This is a genomic window from Parazoarcus communis (genome assembly GCF_003111645.1).
GTDB classification, from domain to species: Bacteria; Pseudomonadota; Gammaproteobacteria; order Burkholderiales; family Rhodocyclaceae; genus Parazoarcus; species Parazoarcus communis_A.
The window spans coordinates 1,680,549-1,699,818 of sequence record NZ_CP022187.1; the positions used below are offsets into that span (position 1 = coordinate 1,680,549).

The following is a 19,270-nucleotide window of genomic DNA, read 5'->3' on the forward strand; positions in this document are numbered from 1 at the left end:
ATTAGGCCCGTCCTGCGGTGGCGCCCGTCTGGGCGATTTCGAAAAGGCGCCGCAAGGTGAGCTCACGTAGCTGCACCTGCAGGCGGTGGGTGGGGGTGTACGTCACTTGCGTATCGTCGGCGGCCTCCCGGTCGACGCGCACCAGGCCGCCGGCCACCATGTGCAAAAGCGCAAGGCCGATGAGACCCGTAACCGAGGCGGGCGACGCCCGCTGGGCGCCGGGCAGCATCAAGGGCATCGAACAGACGAGCTCCCAGCCCGGGGCGAGCTCGACCGGGACGTCCTTGAGGTCAGCCTCCTCGGCACCGTCTTTCAGGCGTCGCGCCAGCGCCAGCAAGGTGTCGCGAAACTGCGCGAGGCTCGCCGGCGGCGGCACGAAGCTGTCGTCCTCCAATCCGCTCGTGGTCGGGTAGAACACCGCCGCGATGGCCACGTGGGCGAGCACGAGTCCGGCCTTCTGGTCGGGCTTGAGGTTGGCACGCAGGTCGGCGATGCGCATGGCGAATTTGCTCTCGCGCGAGGCCGGCACGACGACCAGACCGCGCTCGCTGAAGTCGAGTACCGACAGTTCGAGCCCGTCGGCGACCTCCTCTACCATGGCAGCGAAGCTCGGTTCCGCGCGAAAAAGGTCGAGCAGCTCGCGGTAGTGCGGGTCGTTGACCGGCGAGAGCGCAGGCTGGATGGCCTTATAGACGAGGCGCGCGGCGTTACGCGCTGTGCTGGTTGAAGCTGTCATGACGAGGTCCCGTCGAGTGGGGAGAAGCGCAGGTTCGAGCCTTGCGCGACATCGCGCTCGAAGCGTCCGTCGGCTTCAGCACGCATGGAGGGAAAGAGCGTTTCCGCCTGCGAGTAGCTGCGAAACAGCATGAGCACGAGACAGCGCTGCATGGCACGGTCAAGACCTTCCGTCTCGGCCATGGCCAGTAGCGCGTCGAGACTGCAGGTGCCCGCTTCCGCGAACTTGCGGGTCACCCAGGCCTGCACCTCGCTGATGAGTGCCGGCGAGAACTGTTCGGGCGGCGGTACGAAGGGCTCGATTTCTCCCTCTTCACCATCGGGCTCGACGGCCTCCGCGCGTCGCTCCAGGAGCAAACCGAAAACGCTGTTCAGCCCGTAGACCTTGGGCCACTTGGCCGGATACAGCCCGCTGATGGCATGGTCCGCGTGCTCGGCCAGCACCTCGCTGCCGAGCTTGAGCAGGTCTGGCAGAAGACGGGCTTCGAGGTCCGGCAAACCGGACGGACGGCGGGCGCGGAAGAGCGCGCGCTGCGCCAGCAGGAATCTGTCTGGCGCGACCGTAATGTCGCTCACCAAATTCGCGCGAATCACGCTGGCACCCTGCAGGGTTTTCAACAGCTTGGAGAGGTCCTGTCGCGCCTTCGCGTCCTCGGCAGACTGCAAGGCCTCCCGGACCGCCTCCGTCATTCGCTGGTCCTCAGCTTGGCGGGCACCAACGTGGGCGCGCGCATCAATCAGCTTCCCTGCGACCTCCCGCGTCCAGTTTACCGAGCCAGGCGCACGGTACGCCTGCGTCAGTCGGTCGCGGATGAATTGCCGGTACTCAAGCGAGAGCGTGCGTGCCCGCTTTGCGATTTCAAGCGCCACATCGAATCGCCCGCGCTTAACCAACAAGTCGAGCATCTTCTCCATGAGTTCCTGTGCATCTTCAGGCGCAAGGTCGAGCATGCCGAGATACACAAGATAGCCTTCGGCCGTCGGGCGATAGCGGTAAACGTCCTCGAGGTCTGGTTCGTAACTGACGAGCCGGAATCGAATTGTCCTCGTCTGGCGGGCAGGCCCATCGAAGAAATCGAAGGCAAACTCGCGATAAGCATTTGCCTTGTTGTCGAGGGTATCGAGGATAGCTTCCGCCACTCGGCGCGCCTGCGGTGCGGTGAGACTGGGCTTCATGACCGACGCGACCGCCATCAGCCCGTCAATGAGCTCTGCTGGCGTGCAGCCCATGTGGATGGTTGTGCCTTCCATCATCTGGTCCAGTGCCGTCAGCACCAGATAATGCGTATCGAGGTCCTTGAACAGCGGCGCAGTACCAGCCGATTCAGTGCCGATACTATGTTTGCTGAGTTCGAGTTGAAAAAACGGCCTCAGCAGGAGCAAATTCCGTTGCTGCTTCGTAAGGTCGAGCAGTTCCACTACGGAGTCACGAGCGGAGGCGGCGTCTTCAAAGCGCGGCAGTTCAGCAGCTTGGTCCATTTCGAATGTGGAAATCCGGGAGAGCACACACTATCGAACAAATCACATTGGCATTGTAGGTATAAAAACTAGACTCGTATAGTTTTTATACAACCGATAGACTTGCTCCATGACCAAGCACACACCCCCTGCCGTCGGCATCCCATCCGGCACCGCACACACATCAAGGCGCTGGAGCCAGGAGCGCAGACTTGAGTTCATCGAATACCGCTTGCAATGGGACGGTCGGCTCAATCGGTCCGACCTTATCGAGTTCTTCGGCATCTCAGTGCCCCAGGCATCGCTCGACATCGCCAGATACTCGGAGCTCGCCCCAAACAACATCCGATACGACTCTAGCGAGCGAACCTACCTGTGTAGCACCCCGTTCGCACCGCTATTCCATACCGACAATCCACAGCGATACCTGAACGACCTGCTCGTATCTGCCTCCGCCATATCATCGGAGGGCAGCATATTTCTCGGATGGGTGCCGCCTGTCGGGATAACGCCCGTCCCCACGCGGGTCATCTCTGCCGAGACACTGGGCAAACTTCTGTTCGCCATTAGGAACCGTGAGACGGTCTACGTGGAGTATCAATCACTTACGAGCGAGAAGCCTCAGGCAAGAACGCTTTCACCTCACGCAATGGGCTTTGACGGCTACCGCTGGCATATTCGGGCATTCTGCCAAATGCGAAAGTCCTTCCGCGATTTCGTGATTGCTCGGATACTCAGCATCAGGTCGGGAACCGCATCAAGCGTCTCCCCTTCAGATGACCACGCCTGGAACACCCCAGTCACTCTGGTTATCGCACCGCACCCCGGCTTGCCACCGGCACAGCGCAAAGTCGTCGAGCTCGATTACGGAATGGAGGGCGGTGAGGCACGTCTTGAGTGCCGCCAAGCGCTGCTTTTCTACCTGCTCAAGCACCTTGGGTTTGAGGGACGCCAAGCGGTCACGCCGCAGGCACAGCAAATCATCCTGAAAAACGTGGACGAAGTCACATGCTACCTGGCTGAACAAACGCGCCTCTCCTGAAGCAAAAACACACCAATGAGCTTAGTTCCTCATCGCGCCCTCCTGTAAGGCAGTGCACACTCCGGAGTCATATGGTGTGCATTGCGCGGCCATGCCCATGCCATTTTAATGACGAGGGTGCGTGTCGTCGGTAAGATTGATGTCATGAACGAATATCTTGACCTTGACCGCCGTTTTGGCCTACTGACAAAGTACATTCCCTCAGAGCTGTTCGCACCTGAAATGCAGGGCAAGTACCTGTCCTGGGACAAGGTGCTGGAAGGACGCTTCTCTGTCATTGTAGGCCGAGCCAACTTTGGCAAGACCATGGAACTCAAGGCTAAGAGCAAGTCAGTTCGCGCCCACGGCCAGCTCGCCATTTACGCTGCTCTACATAATGTCCTCGGGGAAGACGATTTTGAGGACGCATTAGAGATTGAGGACCGCGACGCTTTTGCTGCTTGGACGCAATCCGGTGGCGAATTAACAGTGTTCGTCGACTCTTTGGACGAAGCGTCTCTCGGCACGGAGGATGGCATTCGGAAAGCATTACGGCGCCTGAGCAAGGCGCTCGATTGGCCGACCACGAACGTCAAGTGGGTCCTGGCCTCCCGGCCGGCCGTACTCACACAAGATGTACTAGCCCTACTCCAAGCCGAGCTTCGCACCACCCTGTTTACAGGGGCGAGCGAAGACTCATCCGATGAAGATGAGTTCAGTGCTGCTTTTGAAGAAGTCGCCGCAGCTTCAGCAGATGGCATCGAAATAGAACGGGCGTCATCTACGTCAACGGAAGCAGATGCTGGCGACCCCGCAATAGGCGATGTCGCATCTTCGGACGCGGCCAGCAAGACAGCGAACAAGGCCCTTGCAAAAGAATGCCTCAAAGTTTTTGCATTGAAACCATTGGACAAAGCTGCCGCAACGGTTTACCTGGAAAATCATTGTGGTATGCATCAAGCCAAGGAGACGCTGAACGCTGCAGAGAAGTACGGACTCGACCGCCTTGCGGAAGGACCTGGCAGCTTGGAAGTACTTGCCCATATCGACCCGGTTCGAAATCAGCCTCAGTGCCTCACTCAGGTCTTTAAAAAGATGGTTAACGCTGTTCAGGAACAACAGCGCACCGACCCCAGAGAGTGCAGAGTAGGTAGCCCGCCACCTGACAGCCTCGAGAAAGCTATCGAGCGCCTAGCCAGCGCCTCAGCAGTGTGTCAGCTCCTCAACATCGAGATTTCATCCAAGGCACTGCACTATCGCGATGGCGTGCTCTCCGCTCGTCCCATCATAGCCTCGCTTCTGTCGGAACATTCCCTTGCATATCTACTCGGCTCACGCTTGTTCATTGACTCAGGACAGCATCAGGTCAAGCTATACCCGGATGAACTCTTACCTTTTCTCGCTGCCCGGCGGCTTGCCTCCCTTGTCAAGTCTCCCGAAGATGCTCGTCGGTTGCTCGCCAACTTCACTTGGCGCTCAACCACAGGGGAGTGCGGCGTCTACCGTCCCCTGCTTGCTTTAGCCGGATGGTTGGCAGTCTTCTGTACGCACTGCCGTCGGGAACTCCTAGTCATCGAACCTCAAGCAGTTGCGTTCTTCGGCGACCTAAGAAACCCCCATCTGCCGCTTACCGAGGCTTCGGATGCACTCGAGCGCACCATCAAGCGTCTCGTCGAAGAAGGCGATTCGCTCGGGCGCTCGTACTACACGCTTACGGCCGAAAACTATTGGCAAGCGGCCAAACCAGGCATTGAATCGATACTCGTGGCGCTGTTCGAAAAGTACGGCGCCGATTGGCACGCCAAGAATGCGCTCTTGAATATCGCCGGGCATGCACGCCTAGATGTTTTCCGCGATACGGTGCTTGATTCTCATGGCAGGGACTACGGAAAACTACTAGATGACCAGCTCGACATGGGCTACATCTTAGCGTTGGGCCGGAGGGACGACCTCCTCGCCTTGGGAGCAGCTCTGCGGGATAGACCTGAGATACCTGAGTCCCGTGTGGCTAGACTCCTAGCTGAACTAGCCTGGAAGGCTTTGGATGCCCGGGCGATATCAGAAATTACGGCTGCGCAGTTTCGCAGGGGGCGGGGAGGATTCACCACTAATTGGGTGCTCACGCGCAGTGTGGCGCACGATGCAACAGATGACGCCCTGTACAAACTTACTCGCTCGTTGCTGCTGCGACTCGTGAAATCGGATGTCGCTGACGGCCGCAGGACTGAAGAGTATTGGGCAAACGAGAGGTTCGTCGAACTCGTTATGGACATGCTCGCGCTTGTTATCGAGCGCGCCGTCAAAACGCCATCGCACATTGCGAAGTTTTGCCTAGTGCTCAATCGCGCTGTTAGCAAGCGCTACCTCGGAAGCGCTGATAGGGCTAAGCTACGAACTGCGCTGCAAGCAAATAGCGAGGTCCGCCTGGAGGTCCTTCGGGGGCTAATACACCGAACCGACAAGACGGCTGACGACATCGCCAAAGCGCTCTTCATGCATCAATGCATCTACCATTTCGTCGACGGAGACGAGACGGAAGTTGGCGAACCAGGTTTCACTGAGCTAATTGAGACGCGGAGGAGGCAATCGAACGAGCCTCCACGCAAGCCGCGAAAGCCGCGTGACCCGGACCACATAGTAGACGCGGAATCTCAGACCGCCCTGCTCGGCATGCTCGACGGGCTTCGAGATGCCTCCAACGAGAGCGCTCTAGCTTGGGTAGCCCGATGGTTAAGTCAAACTATTCAGGAGGCACGTTGCGGCGAATGTAACTTCGCACTCTTCGAGCAGGCGACTGGTAGCGAGATTGCGCAAGCTGTTCGGCTAGGTCTAAGTACCTTGTGGCGAAGCAAGGACCCGAAGTGGAACGAGAACGAGCCCAACTCAACCTACAACATCACAATCGCAGGTTTGCAAGGGTTGCATCTTGACCTAGGCGATGGGTCCCAGCTACCGGCACTCGGCGAACAGGAAGTTCGGAAAGCCATTCGATACGCGCAGTTCGAAATTAACGGCTACCCAAAGTGGTTTTGGAGCCTCGTGCGCACTCACGCGGAGGTGTCAACGCAGGAGCTAAGCACTATCTTGGCGCGAGCGGGCAACGGACAGCTATCACTGGACAAGGCTGAGACCCTGATTCGGCATCTCGACGAATCACCCATCGGCGTCCAGCAAAGCCTCGCCCGCCCGGCATGGGATTACATTCTGAGAAATCCCATGCTTTCCAAGTACACCTCCGAAGCGGCCCTGAAGGTTGCAGCTGCCACCAATGATGTCATTGACCAGGCTACATTCGAGACGGAAGCATACCGCCGCGTGGTGTCGGCATTCGATGACCAGTCTCGTGTGCTCGACGCTAATGGGGCAGTCGTGGATTCGGAGACCCACAAGGAACTGCAAGAATCGGAGAAGCAGAGCCGCGAGTTGAAGCAAAGGCGTTCAAACGCGGTCGTTTGGGGCAGCTTCTGGCTGTGGAACTATCCTGGGACTTTTAGTGAATTTTGGGACGCTTGGCGGGCGAAAAACCCGATGGCAGCGGAGGCGTTCATGTTTGCTCTGGCGGCACACGTGGGTGAAGACCGCGAAGCAAACCTTAAGCAGGTCGCCGAAAAGGGGAGTGTTGGTCTTGACACACTGAAGATGCTCTACGTCTGGGTGCACTCGGTGGTCCGGGAGGAGGACGACATCCAGCACGAAGCAGGCCGAGTTTACTCGATAGGTCAGCGTGAACACGCGGAGCGCCTGCGCAACTCGATAATCCCCGCCATCTCGCACGCCAAGTCCGAACGGGCCTATGAGGTACTAAGTGAGTTAAGGCAAAACGCCTCCGGCTACCGAGCGAAATACCTGAGACATATTCAGTTCATGATGCGCGAGGAGCAGTACGCCAAAAACCCGATTCCACAGACTGAGTACGCCGAGTTCGAAAGGAGTTTCGCCCCGAAAGTATCTGAATACATTGAGTTTGCCATGGCCGTGGAATCCGACTTACTAGCAGTCAAAAGCCAAATTGAAACGGGCGACTTCAGTCTTCGCCGCTTTTTTAACTCTCTGAACTTTAATCGCATCAAGACCAACAACGACGGCCTTGCGCTTGAGGAAGACTTCCAAGCGCTGCTGGGTAGTGAGCTAAATCACATCGCAAACAGCCGCTACGTCGTTACCCTCGAACCAATACTCCCAGAAATGACGCGCCGGGACGTCCTGTGTCAAATAGGGTCGCTTCGGGCCACTATCGAACTCAAGATGTCGGTCCGGTGGACTCTTGCGGACTACGTCGAGGCACTGGAGAAGCAGCTGCAAGGCCAATACATGATGGCGCCGAACTCGAAGATTGGCTTCTTCGTACTGGTGCTACAGAAGCCACGTAAGTGGGTTACAGGGAAAAAAACGATTGGGTTTGACGAGCTGCTTCGCATATTGCAGAAGAAGGCGCGAGAAAAGGAAATTGAAGACAGCTCAGTCTACCTCCGCGTCATCGGCATCGATGCAACCTCCAAGGAGAGCTTCCGCGCTGCCAGACAAAGCGAGAAGGAGGGCGTAAAGAAAAAAGCTGGCCGGAAAGGCGGCACTCAGCAGCGTAGTGGCAGCAACCCCAAATAGTTGAAGGATGCCCTCGCGTTCGGAAGCACTCTAGATGATTCACTCACCCGCAATCACAAAGCTAGAAGAAGCAATTTGCTGAGCTGTTGGTCGGTGCTCATCGACTCTCCACCTTCCATATGCGATTCAGCTAGGCCACAGCCCGCTCCCGAATCCCCTCCAACACCTGCACAATCTGTGAAACGGTCGCGGCCGGAAATATCCCAAGCGGGCCCTGCGCGTTGAAGTCGGTAAATGGCGATTGAAATAACCTGTCCGTCTCCATCACGCCGTTTTGCGTAAGCTCCTCGACCACGAGATTGATGAACTCAATCTGGTTTGCCGTGGCGGTCGAGCCGCTGATGAACTCGCTGAAGGCCTGCATCGCAGCTTCACGGTCAAGCCCGACCAGGGAGCGGATGAAGATGCCGAGTCCGTGACTCTTTTCTTTCGCTTCCTGAATAAGCTCGGGCGAGCCACCGGCTTCCAGCAGCATTCTCTCAAGCTCAATCAGGTCAGTTGGTGTCAGTGGTTGGTTGCGGCGCAGTCTCTGAAGCGCAACGTGCGACTCGTGCGCCATCAGGAACGGCCGGGCCTTATCGTATTGCTGCCAGTTGAAGTCTGCAGTGCTGAAAGGCAAATACACTGATAGTCTTGCTATCCGCAGCGTCTATGCCAATCAAGATTGTTGATGCAGATGCAATGAATCTATCCTAACGGAGCGGTGCCCCAAATTGATAGACCTGCACGAGAGCGTACGGAGCGTATCAGCGCGCGCCGGCACCCGTACGCATGAATACGACGCGCCTGCCTTCCATCCTCAACGAGTCGGTTGGTGAAGTTGCCTCCGGCGCCACCGCCTATGGACGTGGCAAGTGCCACCTGGCAAGCGCTACCGTCAGATGGCAGTCAGTGAGCTCGAACGCCGATACACGCACAGTCTCTGGCACGTCTTCGCACTGTAGCCGCGCAAGCGCACGCTTCAGCCGCCGCCGAAACTCCCGGAGCTCACAAACTGCGCCACTCCAACGAAAAAGGTCATCGATTTTCACCGGATACGGCTTGGCGTGAGAACTGTAGTAGGCCGCCAGCCATGCCGGTAGCCCTGAGTAATTATGCAGTGCAGCATCACTGACTGCACTCCAGTCCGCCGGACCAAAAAGACGCGCCATCGACTCCAGCACGCGAAATGAAATAACGTCACTTCCCTTCAGTTGCCCATCAGGCGTCCCGCGCCCCCGGTAACCATCGTCGAACGCGACATCAATCAGCCGTGGCATCGGAATATCCACCCTTCTCATCCGTACGCGCAGATGTGCGGCGTTAAGTCGAATCAGGCTGTCTCGAATTGCGCGGTGGGTATTGGCACAGTAGCTAACCTTAAGGTCACGTGAAAGTTGCCAGAACGTCACCTTCACCCAACGCAGGTCACCCCCAGGGCAAAGCGGGCGGTCGTCGCGATAGTAGTTCAGGCAGGCCGCAAAAACGCGGCGGTCGTAATCACCAAGCGGATGCCCTGTGAGTGTCACTGCCGTGTCGCCCTGCGATGCAATCTCCAGGTCCATCAACGGTTTGTCGCTCACCCCAGCGGCCGCGAACAGGGACGAGCGCAAGAACAAATTCGGGATACCGACGGTCGCCTCCCGCCACGAAGGCAGATAGACGTCCTCTCCGCGACGTATCGCCCGGCGCTGGCGGGCCTGGCGCACCTCGCTCACAGAGGCGTTGTCAGCAAGCACTAGCACCGCCGCCTCCTCCTCGGCCTTCATCTTGCGTAGCTGACTGCGCGCGGAAGACTCGACGGTTGCCGCCGCCGCACAAGCAAGGTCTTGAGTCCAGCCATCCTGTGCTGACTCCGCTGCCCGCCGCGCGCCCGAGGCTTGCGCCAGAAGCTCGGAAACCTGCTCAGCGGTTCGTCGTATTGCCATGCTGCGCGTCCGTAGCTCGTTGAATGTATGCAGCCAGAAATCCACGAAGGACCGCCGACGCACAGACGCCCTGCAGTGCGCAAAGCGAGGTGAACTCGTTTTTCAGGTCCTCAGGCAGCCAGATTTTCATCTGCACTGAGCCCGCCCGGTGCCGGTCATTTGTGTTTTGAGTATTTATTTGCATTTGTCGTCTCCAAGGGGAATCGAGTACCCACTTGGACGTATAGCGCGCAGACCATGCATAACGAACCTAAATCGGCGTCCATGCCCACCGCCACTTGGCGTTAATACACGGATTACTTGGCCCCGAGACACGCACTACTTGTCGTGGCCCCACATTTCACTTGGCTTCGAAACACGGCTGTCAGCCGCCAGAGAGAAAATATGTACCAACACGACGGAACATTTCGGCGGATACCCACACGCCTAATCACTAATCATTTAATCAAACCACCCACGCGCCGCTTTCGCACGCCCTCTGCTACGCCCACGGTGAGCTGACACCCCACAACCAACAATCCCAATCTCGCGGCATGGCTCTCCGACTTCCAGCCAGTGTGCGACATAGTGCGCAGCGCGCACCTCATGACGCACCGGGAGCCCACCGTGGCGCACGGGACCGTTACGCAAACTCAACAATTCCGCAATTCCCAGCCAATGACAGAACAGTCCCGTGGATACTCACTCGATACAAATGGTGCGCTTCGAGAGCACTGAATAGCCGGGGGTAGTTACCAGACTATGCGTCCAGATGCAGCGCTCAAACGCGAAAACCTTTTCTTCCATAAAACATGGACTAGAGTTAGACACAGCTACTGCGGTAGCGAAACCTGAAACGCAGGCAATCGGGCCTATGAGCTCCGAGGCGCCATTTTGTGAACAGACCACAAAATGGAGCTCGGGGAATGTGCGCCATCAGAAAACCGGAAAAGAAGAATAACAAGGTCGTTAAACACGGTTACCGCGAGGGCCCGGTCAGACTATGCGCTAACTCCTGCTGGCGCTCATTTCGTTGCACCCTTCGCACTGCTGCCGACACCATCTTTTGCAGTGACGGCATCGACAAGGTCCGACTCGTTTCCAAGAATGCTCAGGCAAACCAACAGGAACGCGGCACTGAAGTTGCCACGATTGATGCGTCGATTAATGACCGTAGCACTACCTGGAATCCTCTTGGCATTCAAGGCTTCCGCCAACTCACGATAGCCCCACCCGCGCTGAAGCATCCCACGCTTTATCAGCCGCTCTGCCACAAACCCCCACTCCTCCATCACTGGCACTTGGACTCCCGGCAAACCGTTCGCCACATCAACCGATATAGGGCGTCCCCTGCCTGCTCTCATCATCGACCGCACCTCAATTCAAGTAGCCGAAAAAGCTATTTAGAGTCAATTTTGGCACATCATCCATGCGCCTTTCTATACCTCCACTCAACCAACATGGAGGCAAGAAATGCTTGACACCCCCGAACGCGAGCGATTACTCGACCGGCTTGGACTTCCAGCTGCCGGAAGGCGACTGATACTCGACGCCGCAAAGTACGCTCCGGTAAGAAAAGTCTCCTCCAAGGGGGGCGGAAACGTCATCACGCCCTACCAGAGCCTGAAGATGCAGCGGACCGTCGAAACGGAAAGCCGCCATCTTGAGTTCCCTGCCGCGGTCGGCCACGAGCACAACCCAAAGGTCTTGGAGTATTTTCCGCAACCCTGCCGGCTGACGTTTGAGGTCATCGATGCGGACGGCGAAATCCATGCTGTCGACCACACCCCTGACTTCTTGGTCATCACCGAGCGTGAAGTCTGGCTCGAAGAATGTAAACCGTGGTCGAAGCTCGAGCGCCTCGCACAGCGCAAGCCGTGGCGCTATCAGCTCGACGCGGACAACCGCTGGCGGTCCGATGGTATCGAGCAGTGGCTCGCCGAGAGAGGTATCGGTTATCGTATCCTGAGCGACCACGACATCCCCCAGCGACGCGTCGAGAACACGCTCTTCCTTGAGGACTACCTTGACCCTGCGGCACCGACCTGCCAGGTAGAGGTCGAGCTTCGCGTTAAGGAAGCGCTCGCGCAGGACGCCACGTTGTACCTGGCCGAACTGTACGAGCGACTGGAGTGTCGCCCCGATGACATTTTCAAACTCGTTGCAGATGGGCTGATTGTCGCTGATATCGACCATGCGGCACTGAGCGAACCGACCCGATGCCGCGTGTTTCGCGATACCGCAGTCCGCGATTTTGAACACGCACGCCGGCTTCCAGCGCCGTTCGCCCCCCTAGGCACGGTGGATATTACCGTCGGTGCTCGCCTGATGTACGACCAGCAGCCATATACCGTCCTTATGGTCGGGGGAAACAAGGCCGTCCTCCAATCCGACGACCATAAATCCGTTGAGGTCTCGCTCGAGACTTTGGAGAAGCTTGCCGTTGCCGAAAACGTTCTTATGGTCGGACAAAGCCTCGGGACCGAAGGGTCAGTTCGCCTATCCGACTTCACCGAGAACGAGCTGCGGATGGCGCTCAACCGCAGCTCCAACCTCGAGAACATCACAAACCCCAATCGGACCCAGAGGCGGCTACTGAAGGCGCTTGCCATTGCGAAGGTAAGCGGCACGGACGAACTCGTCGCACTGGTTCCCCGTCTGCGCGACCGCGGCAACCGTAGCCCCCGTCTGAGTTCCGAGCAAGAAGCTGCGATGGAGGAAGTCATCCGCACGGAATTCGAAAAAAGTCACGCGCCGAACCCAAAGCATTGTCACGCGCAGCTCAAGACGCTGTGCGCAACCCGCGGCATACGCGCCCCATCCTACCCCACGCTCATCGCCCGTATCAAGGCACGCCCCCGCCAGCAACAGGACCGGGCCCGGCACGGTAATCGGGTCGCGTACCAAAATGCAGAGTTCGTGAACGTGCTCTATGCCGATACCCCGGTGCATGGGTCCCGCGCGCTTCAGTATGTACATATGGACCACACCGAGCTCGATATCGAGCTGGTCTCACTGAAGACCGGCAAGTCGCTCGGTCGGCCATGGCTGTCGCTCGCCATCGACGCCTTCACACGGCGAATTGTGGGCATCTATCTCTCGTACGACCCGCCGTCGTACCGCTCGAACATGATGCTCCTGCGTGACATCGTCCGTCGCCATCGTCGGTTGCCTCAGTTCATCGTCGTCGACAATGGAGCGGACTTCCGCAGCGAGGATTTCAAGAATTTTGCCGCACTGATGCGCATTCACGTCCGCTACCGGCCAGCCGGCCGTCCGCGCCACGGTTCGGTCATGGAACGCATCTTTGGACGCATTCACACAGAGTACATCCACAACTTAGCGGGCAACACGAAAGCGTTAAAGGATGTGCGACAAACCACCGGCAAGTTTCTGCCCTCGCGCCTTGCCGAATGGACGCTGGAGTCTCTATACCTCGGCATCGAATACTGGGCGTTCATTTATTACGACAACGCTGAACACGCTGCGCTGGGCGTGAGCCCTTGCCAAGCCTTCAATCGCAGCATCACATCGTCAGGTAATCGCACACATCGCATCGTCACGTTGACCAAGGATTTTCTCATCCTGACGTGTCCGACGGTGGGCCGACTGGGGCAACGCAAAGTCGACCGCCAGCGTGGCATCAAAGTCCACTCGAACTACCACTACTGGTGCCCGGAGTTTCGCGACCCGAAGCTGCACGGCCGCAGCCTCCCCGTGCGCTACGACCCGTGGGATAGCGCGACCGTCTATGTGCAAATCGACAAGCGCTGGGTGGCAGCGCAGTGTAAATCGCTCACCGCGTTGGGTCAGCTCACGGAGAAGGAGCGCGAGCTCTTCTCGACCGAGATGCGTAGCCATTACCGCCTGCGCGACGACGACGAGGTCTCAACTCAGCAGCTTGCCGAGTTCCTGCGAGTGTTCACGCCCAAGGGCGCAGCGGAGCTCGCCCTGGAGCGTCAACGCGAAAACCGCGAACTGTACGGGTCGGTTGGCATCGGCGCGATTGCCAAGCCCATACCCGCATCCCAACTCCCCAGCGCGGTCCAGCTCTCGGCCGCCCCTGTAGCCAGCGACATCCCCGCCATTACGTCGGCCTCGTCCACGGGGCTGTCGCTCGAAGCCGCGCATCCCCTGGACCTTCCCGAATTCGACACCTTTTAATCATTGAGAGAAACCATGATGACTACTCACTTGAATAACGCATCGACCGACCATCATCACCTGACCGGTCACCGTATCCGTCACCCCCGCATCGCCTCGGCCATCGATGAATGCGGTCTACTACTTGAAGCGGGCGACGGTGCGGACCTCCTCCTGCTCTGCGGCCCTACGGGTGCGGGCAAGACGACGCTCGGAAATTTCCTCGTCGAGACCGAACTGAAGAACCAGTCGGAGGACCTTGCCGCGAATCCTGGCTACATCCCCGCGATACGGGTCGAGGCGCCGGCGTCCGGTGAGCGCGAATTTTCGTGGCGGCTGTTTTTCAAGCGCATCCTCGATGAACTTGAATACGAGCTCGATGTGCCGCGCACGGCCTACGGCATCGACCCCGGCACGGGGCGAGTGGTGCGCCCCCGCGGCACGAATCCCAACAGCCTTGCCGGTCTTCGCACGTCGGTCGAACGGTCTCTGAAAAGCCGCGGGACGCGCTTCATCGTGGTCGATGAAGCCGCCCACATTGCCCGCCAGTGCCATCCCAGCCTGCTGGAACTGCAATTCGATACGCTCAAATCGCTGTCGAACGAGTGCGGAGTTCAGTGGATTCTGATGGGCTCCTATGACCTCTTCGAGCTCATCTCGCTGAGCGGTCAGCTCGCGCGTCGCTCGCACATCATCCACTTCAGCCGCTACCGCGAGGACGTCACAGACGACCTCCGCGCATTTCGTGCTTGCCTCAAGCACTTCGGGCTGTCGCTGCCCGCGCTCAAGCAGGTCGACCTGCTGAAGTACGCCGAGGTGTTCCACCAAAACACCCTCGGCTGCATCGGCATACTGCGTGACGTGCTGGTTCGCTTGGACCTGCTGGTCGGCCGCCGGGGGTGGTCCGAGGATACCCTGTGCAGTGCCCTTCTCACCGAAGCCCAGGTGACCCAAATCCTGCGGGAAATCGTCGAGGGCGAAGAGCGCATCGCACCGGGGCTCAAGCGCAACCTGATTGCGCCACACACCACTGCCGGCCGGAGGGTCGCGTAATGAGCAAAGTGCACAATCCGCGCTCGACGCTCCACGCCCTGGCCCCGCTGGGACAAGGCACACCGGACGTTGAAAGCCTCACCAGCTATTTCTGCCGCCTAGCCTTCTCCCACAGCATGACGGCCCAGAAGCTCGCCGATTGGGTACTCGAGCGATTCGACAATGCGATGTGCGAGAAATACGGCTGGCACCAGCGCAACCTGTCAAGTATGTCGCCGGAAAGTGAGCAGTGGGCGGCCTGGCTGTCCGAACTGACTGGCGTCGGGGCGCTGGACCGGCACACCCTGTCGCCTTGGCGCGGCATCCTGGGCACCCCGGGCCTGGCACCGAAATCGGACCGTTGGTGTCCGTGCTGCCTGGCCGAAGACAAGACCAACGGGACCACCCCTCATCTTCGTCTGTCGTGGGACATCGCACCGGTCGACGTATGCCAGCGCCACAAGGTCGAACTCACTTCCACGTGCCCGCATTGCGAGCGCAGCAACGTTCGGAATCGTTCGACGATTGTGGTGCCGGGCTACTGTACGTCTTGCGGCGGATTCCTGGGCGATGCGAAAACTGAGCCGGCATCACCGGAGGACCTGTGGGTGGCCCGTCAAGTTGGGCTGATGCTTCAGGAACCCCCGAAGGTTGCATCCCATGGCCTAGTTCCCCTGTTGGAAACAGTCATCGAGCGAATGGCTGACGGGCGACCGAGCAACTTCGCGAGCCGATATGGTTTCTCGAAGAGCGGCATCTCGCACTGGCTCAACAAGGGCGGAATCCCCTCTCTGAAGGCTTGGCTCACTATCGCCGGACACGGCGGTATCGGCCTGGACAGGCTGTTCGCGGGCGACGTTGAAGGTTGGGAGCCTCCCCTTGTGCCGATGCAGTTGCCCATCGAGATGCCCGAATCGCCCAGGGCCGGTATTAAGTCTAGAGAACTCGACTGGGAGCACATCCGGGCTCAACTTCGCGCCATGCTCGAGGAGCCCGAGGCGATTTCAGTAAATCAGGCGAGCGAGCGCTTGGGCGTCGACCGCAAGAACCTCTACCTGCAGGCAAATGCAGAAGCTCGTGCCATTGCCGACCGCTACCTCCGGCGTCGCGCCGCCCGCGGCGAACAACGGCAGACTCGCCTGCAATCACAGATTGGAGAGGTGCTCGACGAGCGCCTGGCTGCAGGCTACGAGGGAATGAGCGCGCGGGACATTTGGTATCGACTCGATACAGAGGCGCAGTCAGTGCCCGGCATCTTCAGCCACATCGCCACCGTAATGGACAGCCGTCGCAGCTGACCCAAACTTCACCTAGAAAGCAAAACGGGACCGCGAGGTCCCGTTTTTTTTCTCTTGCTGCGGCCGCGGTCACAGACCGCGGAAGCAAACCCGTCAGATTACTATGCCGCACCCGATAAACCAAAATATGGCCAATCGTGAAATAAAGCATAAATTGGCCTGGTGGCCACTTTATGCTTAACGGCACAACATCTCCGGAACATTCCGGACTTGTTCGTGGTGGACCGAATGAGGATCGAACTCACGACCTCCGCATTGCGAACGCGGCGCTCTCCCAGCTGAGCTATCGGCCCATCGAGCGAATATTATATGAACTCACCCGCTTGAATGGAAGCCTCGGCGTCAGGTTTCATCCTGGTCAGCACCCGAGCCGACGACAGCGCGGCCGAGGCGGTCGGCGATGGCTCGCCAGGCGTCGTCCGCCGGCAGCCCTTCGAGCAGGATGAAGTCTGCACCGCTGGCGTCGAGTTCGCGCAGACTGGCATAGAGATCGTGCCCGTAGGCGGCCACATCAGCCGACGCTGCATGCCAGATGAAACGTGCATCATGCGGATCAGCGACGGAGTGGGCCAGCACGGCTACGCGACTGCCCTCCCCTGCCAGGGTTGCGGCCTCTTCAACGAGTTGCGCAGCGGCCAGCATTTTGAGCGGAGTTGCCGGTGCGTAGTGTGCAGCGAGGGCACCTGACACGCGGGGCGTATTCTCATCGGGCCCGGCCTTCGGCGCAGCGGCACTGCCTGCATCGGCCTCACCACGCACGCGCGGCCGACGGCCAATGATGCGTGCAATGTCGTCTGCGGTGATCGCGCCGGGGCGCAGGATCTCGGGTGTGTCGCGCGAGAAGTCGAGAATGGTGGACTCAATGCCCACTGCACAGGCGCCGCCGTCGAGCACCATCGCCACCTTGTCGCCGAGCTCTTCCTGAACATGGGCGGCCGTGGTCGGACTGATGCGGCCGAAACGGTTGGCGCTTGGCGCAGCAATGCCGGAGTCGAACACCTGCAGCAGCGCGAGCGCGATCGAATGCGAGGGCACACGCAGGCCAACCGTATCCTGACCACCCGTCACTTCGTCCGGCACGCCGGCTTCGCGTTTCAGGATGAGGGTGAGCGGGCCGGGCCAGAACGCGCGGGCCAGCGCAATCGCTTCTTTCGGAATGCTCGAGGCCCAACGCGTCATGTGGCTGGCATCGGGCAGATGAACGATCAGCGGATGATCGGCCGGACGCCCCTTTGCCGCAAAAATTCTTGCGACCGCTTCAGGGTTGAGCGCATCCGCCCCCAGCCCGTAGACGGTTTCGGTCGGCATGCCGACGATGTCGCCTGCACGCAGCAAATCGGCCGCGCGCTGAATGGCAGTGAGCGTGGGCGGCTCGATGAGGCCACGCGCCGGGGCAGGCGCGGCTTTCGATGCGCTCATTCGTCGCTGATGCCGATTGCTGCACGGGCCTGCAGCGCGAGCGCGAGCACCTGATCGCCATTGTCGCCGGTCACGGTGAAGTGCCCCATCTTGCGACCGGGACGCGCGTGGTGCTTGCCGTACAGATGCAGGCGCAGGCCGGGCACGGCATGCAGCACAGACCAGTCGGGCTCGCGATAGCTGCCGTGACCTTTGAAGTCCTCGTACCAGAGTTCGCCAAGCAGATTGACCATCACCGCAATCGAATGCTGGCGCGGAAGGGCGAGCGGCAGACCGCACAGCGCCCTCACCTGCTGTTCGTACTGGCTGGCGTCACAGGCGTCGATGGTGTGGTGACCGCTGTTGTGCGGGCGCGGCGCCATCTCGTTTACAAACAGTTCGCCGCCGCAGACGAAGAACTCGACCCCGAGGGTGCCGATATAGCCCAGTTTGCCCGCCAGACGCTCGGCGATGTCCTGCGCGCGCAACTGTACGGCCTCGGTGACAAAGGGCGAAGCCTGAGCCGGGGCAACGGTGATGTCGAGGATGCCGTTGCGATGGCGGTTCTCGCCCGCTGCAAAACAGCACACTGTGCCGGCCTCGTCGCGAGCGAGCACCACCGACACTTCGTAATCGAGCTTGAGCATCTTCTCCAGCACACAGGGCTCGCCCTTGAAGTGCTGAAATGCGGCAAGTGCCTCGTCCCGGCTGGCAACGCGCGCCTGGCCCTTGCCGTCGTAACCGAAGCGGGCAATCTTGAGCACCGCCGGAAACAGCTCGTCTGCGGCGCCGCGAAGATCGTCCTCGCAGCGGATGATGGCGAAGGGGCCGTGCGGCACTTCATTCTCCGCCAGAAACGACTTCTCGGCGATACGGTTCTGACACACCGCCACTGCACTCGCAGACGGATGTACGGGGATGAACTTTGCGAGGTAATCCAGCGTATCCGCAGGGACGTTCTCGAACTCGGTGGTCACGGCCGCGCATTCTGCGGCCATCGCATCGAGTGCCACATAGTCGTCGTAGGCTGCCACCAGGTGATGATCGGCGAGCAAACCCGCAGGGCTGTGCGGATCCGGGTCGAGCACCCAGACCTTGTAGCCCATTTCATGGGCAGCCGAAACGAAAAAGCGACCAAGCTGGCCGCCGCCGAGCATGCCTAGGGTGGCGGGCGGAAGAATCATGATGTGCGCCTTTCAGTCCAGCTTCATGTCCAGCACCGACTGCGTCTGACGGGCGCGGAAGGCGTCGAGTTTTTCGGCCAGGGCGGCGTCGTTGTTGGCCAGCAGCGCAATGGCGAACAGGCCGGCGTTGGCTGCGCCTGCTTCACCAATGGCGAAGGTCGCGACCGGAATGCCCTTGGGCATCTGCACGATGGAGAGCAGCGAGTCCTTGCCCGACAGTGCCTTCGACTGCACCGGCACACCAAGCACCGGCAGCGTGGTCTTGGCGGCAACCATGCCCGGCAGATGGGCTGCACCGCCGGCCCCGGCGATGATCGCCTTCAGGCAACGACCGCGCGCGCTTTCGGCGTACTCGAACATGAGATCGGGCGTGCGATGGGCGGAGACGACGCGTGCCTCGAAGGGCACACCGAACTCTTCCAGCATCCGTGCAGCAGCCTGCATGGTGGGCCAATCGGAGTTGGAGCCCATGATGATGCCGACGACCGGCTGCATATCACTCATTATCTTGTC

The 19,270-nt window shown here is 59.5% G+C and carries 13 protein-coding genes and 1 tRNA gene; 5 read left to right on the forward strand and 9 right to left on the reverse strand.

Annotated features, from left to right (window positions below; genetic code table 11):
- Nucleotide 1 precedes the first annotated feature (1 nt).
- Nucleotides 2-736 carry a hypothetical protein gene (locus CEW83_RS07665; RefSeq protein WP_108948816.1) on the reverse strand — a complete coding sequence of 245 codons (735 nt, stop codon included), beginning with the start codon at nucleotides 734-736 and terminating at the stop codon, nucleotides 2-4.
- Nucleotides 733-2,214, reverse strand: a complete 1,482-nt coding sequence (locus CEW83_RS07670; RefSeq protein ID WP_199915237.1) for a hypothetical protein — start codon at nucleotides 2,212-2,214, stop codon at nucleotides 733-735. Before CEW83_RS07670 ends, CEW83_RS07665 begins: the two co-directional genes overlap by 4 nt.
- 109 nt (nucleotides 2,215-2,323) lie before the next feature.
- On the opposite strand from CEW83_RS07670, the gene CEW83_RS07675 reads away from it, so the two are divergent.
- Entirely contained in the window at nucleotides 2,324-3,235 is a 912-nt protein-coding gene (locus CEW83_RS07675; RefSeq protein ID WP_108948817.1) for a WYL domain-containing protein, read from the forward strand.
- A gap of 144 nt (nucleotides 3,236-3,379) precedes the next feature.
- Complete coding sequence (locus CEW83_RS07680; protein ID WP_159099413.1) at nucleotides 3,380-7,816, forward strand: hypothetical protein; 4,437 nt, start codon at nucleotides 3,380-3,382, stop codon at nucleotides 7,814-7,816.
- A 130-nt stretch (nucleotides 7,817-7,946) separates the two neighbouring features.
- On the opposite strand, the gene CEW83_RS07685 is transcribed toward CEW83_RS07680, so the two are convergent.
- The 3 genes from CEW83_RS07685 to CEW83_RS07695 all read right to left on the reverse strand — a co-directional run bounded on the left by CEW83_RS07685 (nucleotide 7,947) and on the right by CEW83_RS07695 (nucleotide 10,994).
- Nucleotides 7,947-8,441: a type I restriction-modification enzyme R subunit C-terminal domain-containing protein gene (locus tag CEW83_RS07685; RefSeq protein ID WP_234419018.1), complete on the reverse strand. Its 495-nt coding sequence runs from the start codon at nucleotides 8,439-8,441 to the stop codon at nucleotides 7,947-7,949.
- 214 nt (nucleotides 8,442-8,655) lie between these two features.
- Complete coding sequence (trfA, locus tag CEW83_RS07690; RefSeq protein WP_234419019.1) at nucleotides 8,656-9,768, reverse strand: plasmid replication initiator TrfA; 1,113 nt, start codon at nucleotides 9,766-9,768, stop codon at nucleotides 8,656-8,658.
- 959 nt (nucleotides 9,769-10,727) lie between these two features.
- Nucleotides 10,728-10,994, reverse strand: a complete 267-nt coding sequence (locus tag CEW83_RS07695; RefSeq protein WP_234419070.1) for a DUF6471 domain-containing protein — start codon at nucleotides 10,992-10,994, stop codon at nucleotides 10,728-10,730.
- Between the two features lie 181 nt (nucleotides 10,995-11,175).
- Here CEW83_RS07695 and CEW83_RS07700 point away from each other — a divergent pair, with 181 nt between their 5' ends.
- The 3 genes from CEW83_RS07700 to CEW83_RS07710 are packed head-to-tail and all read left to right on the forward strand — an operon-like array spanning nucleotide 11,176 to nucleotide 16,175.
- A complete protein-coding gene (locus CEW83_RS07700; RefSeq protein ID WP_108948821.1) occupies nucleotides 11,176-13,866 on the forward strand; it encodes a Mu transposase C-terminal domain-containing protein in 2,691 nt (896 codons plus the stop codon).
- A 15-nt stretch (nucleotides 13,867-13,881) separates the two neighbouring features.
- Complete coding sequence (locus CEW83_RS07705) at nucleotides 13,882-14,898, forward strand: AAA family ATPase (protein ID WP_108948822.1); 1,017 nt, start codon at nucleotides 13,882-13,884, stop codon at nucleotides 14,896-14,898.
- Nucleotides 14,898-16,175, forward strand: a complete 1,278-nt coding sequence (locus tag CEW83_RS07710) for a TniQ family protein (protein WP_108948823.1) — start codon at nucleotides 14,898-14,900, stop codon at nucleotides 16,173-16,175. Before CEW83_RS07705 ends, CEW83_RS07710 begins: the two co-directional genes overlap by 1 nt.
- 217 nt (nucleotides 16,176-16,392) lie before the next feature.
- Here the strand turns inward: CEW83_RS07710 and CEW83_RS07715 are convergent.
- The 4 genes from CEW83_RS07715 to purE all read right to left on the reverse strand — a co-directional run bounded on the left by CEW83_RS07715 (nucleotide 16,393) and on the right by purE (nucleotide 19,261).
- Nucleotides 16,393-16,468, reverse strand: a tRNA-Ala gene (locus tag CEW83_RS07715).
- Between the two features lie 49 nt (nucleotides 16,469-16,517).
- Nucleotides 16,518-17,594 carry an L-threonylcarbamoyladenylate synthase gene (locus CEW83_RS07720; RefSeq protein WP_108948824.1) on the reverse strand — a complete coding sequence of 359 codons (1,077 nt, stop codon included), beginning with the start codon at nucleotides 17,592-17,594 and terminating at the stop codon, nucleotides 16,518-16,520.
- Nucleotides 17,591-18,757, reverse strand: coding sequence for a 5-(carboxyamino)imidazole ribonucleotide synthase (locus CEW83_RS07725; protein WP_108948825.1), 1,167 nt, complete (start codon nucleotides 18,755-18,757; stop codon nucleotides 17,591-17,593). Before CEW83_RS07725 ends, CEW83_RS07720 begins: the two co-directional genes overlap by 4 nt.
- Before the next feature lie 12 nt (nucleotides 18,758-18,769).
- Nucleotides 18,770-19,261, reverse strand: coding sequence for a 5-(carboxyamino)imidazole ribonucleotide mutase (gene purE / locus CEW83_RS07730; RefSeq protein ID WP_108948826.1), 492 nt, complete (start codon nucleotides 19,259-19,261; stop codon nucleotides 18,770-18,772).
- Between the last annotated feature and the right edge of the window lie 9 nt (nucleotides 19,262-19,270).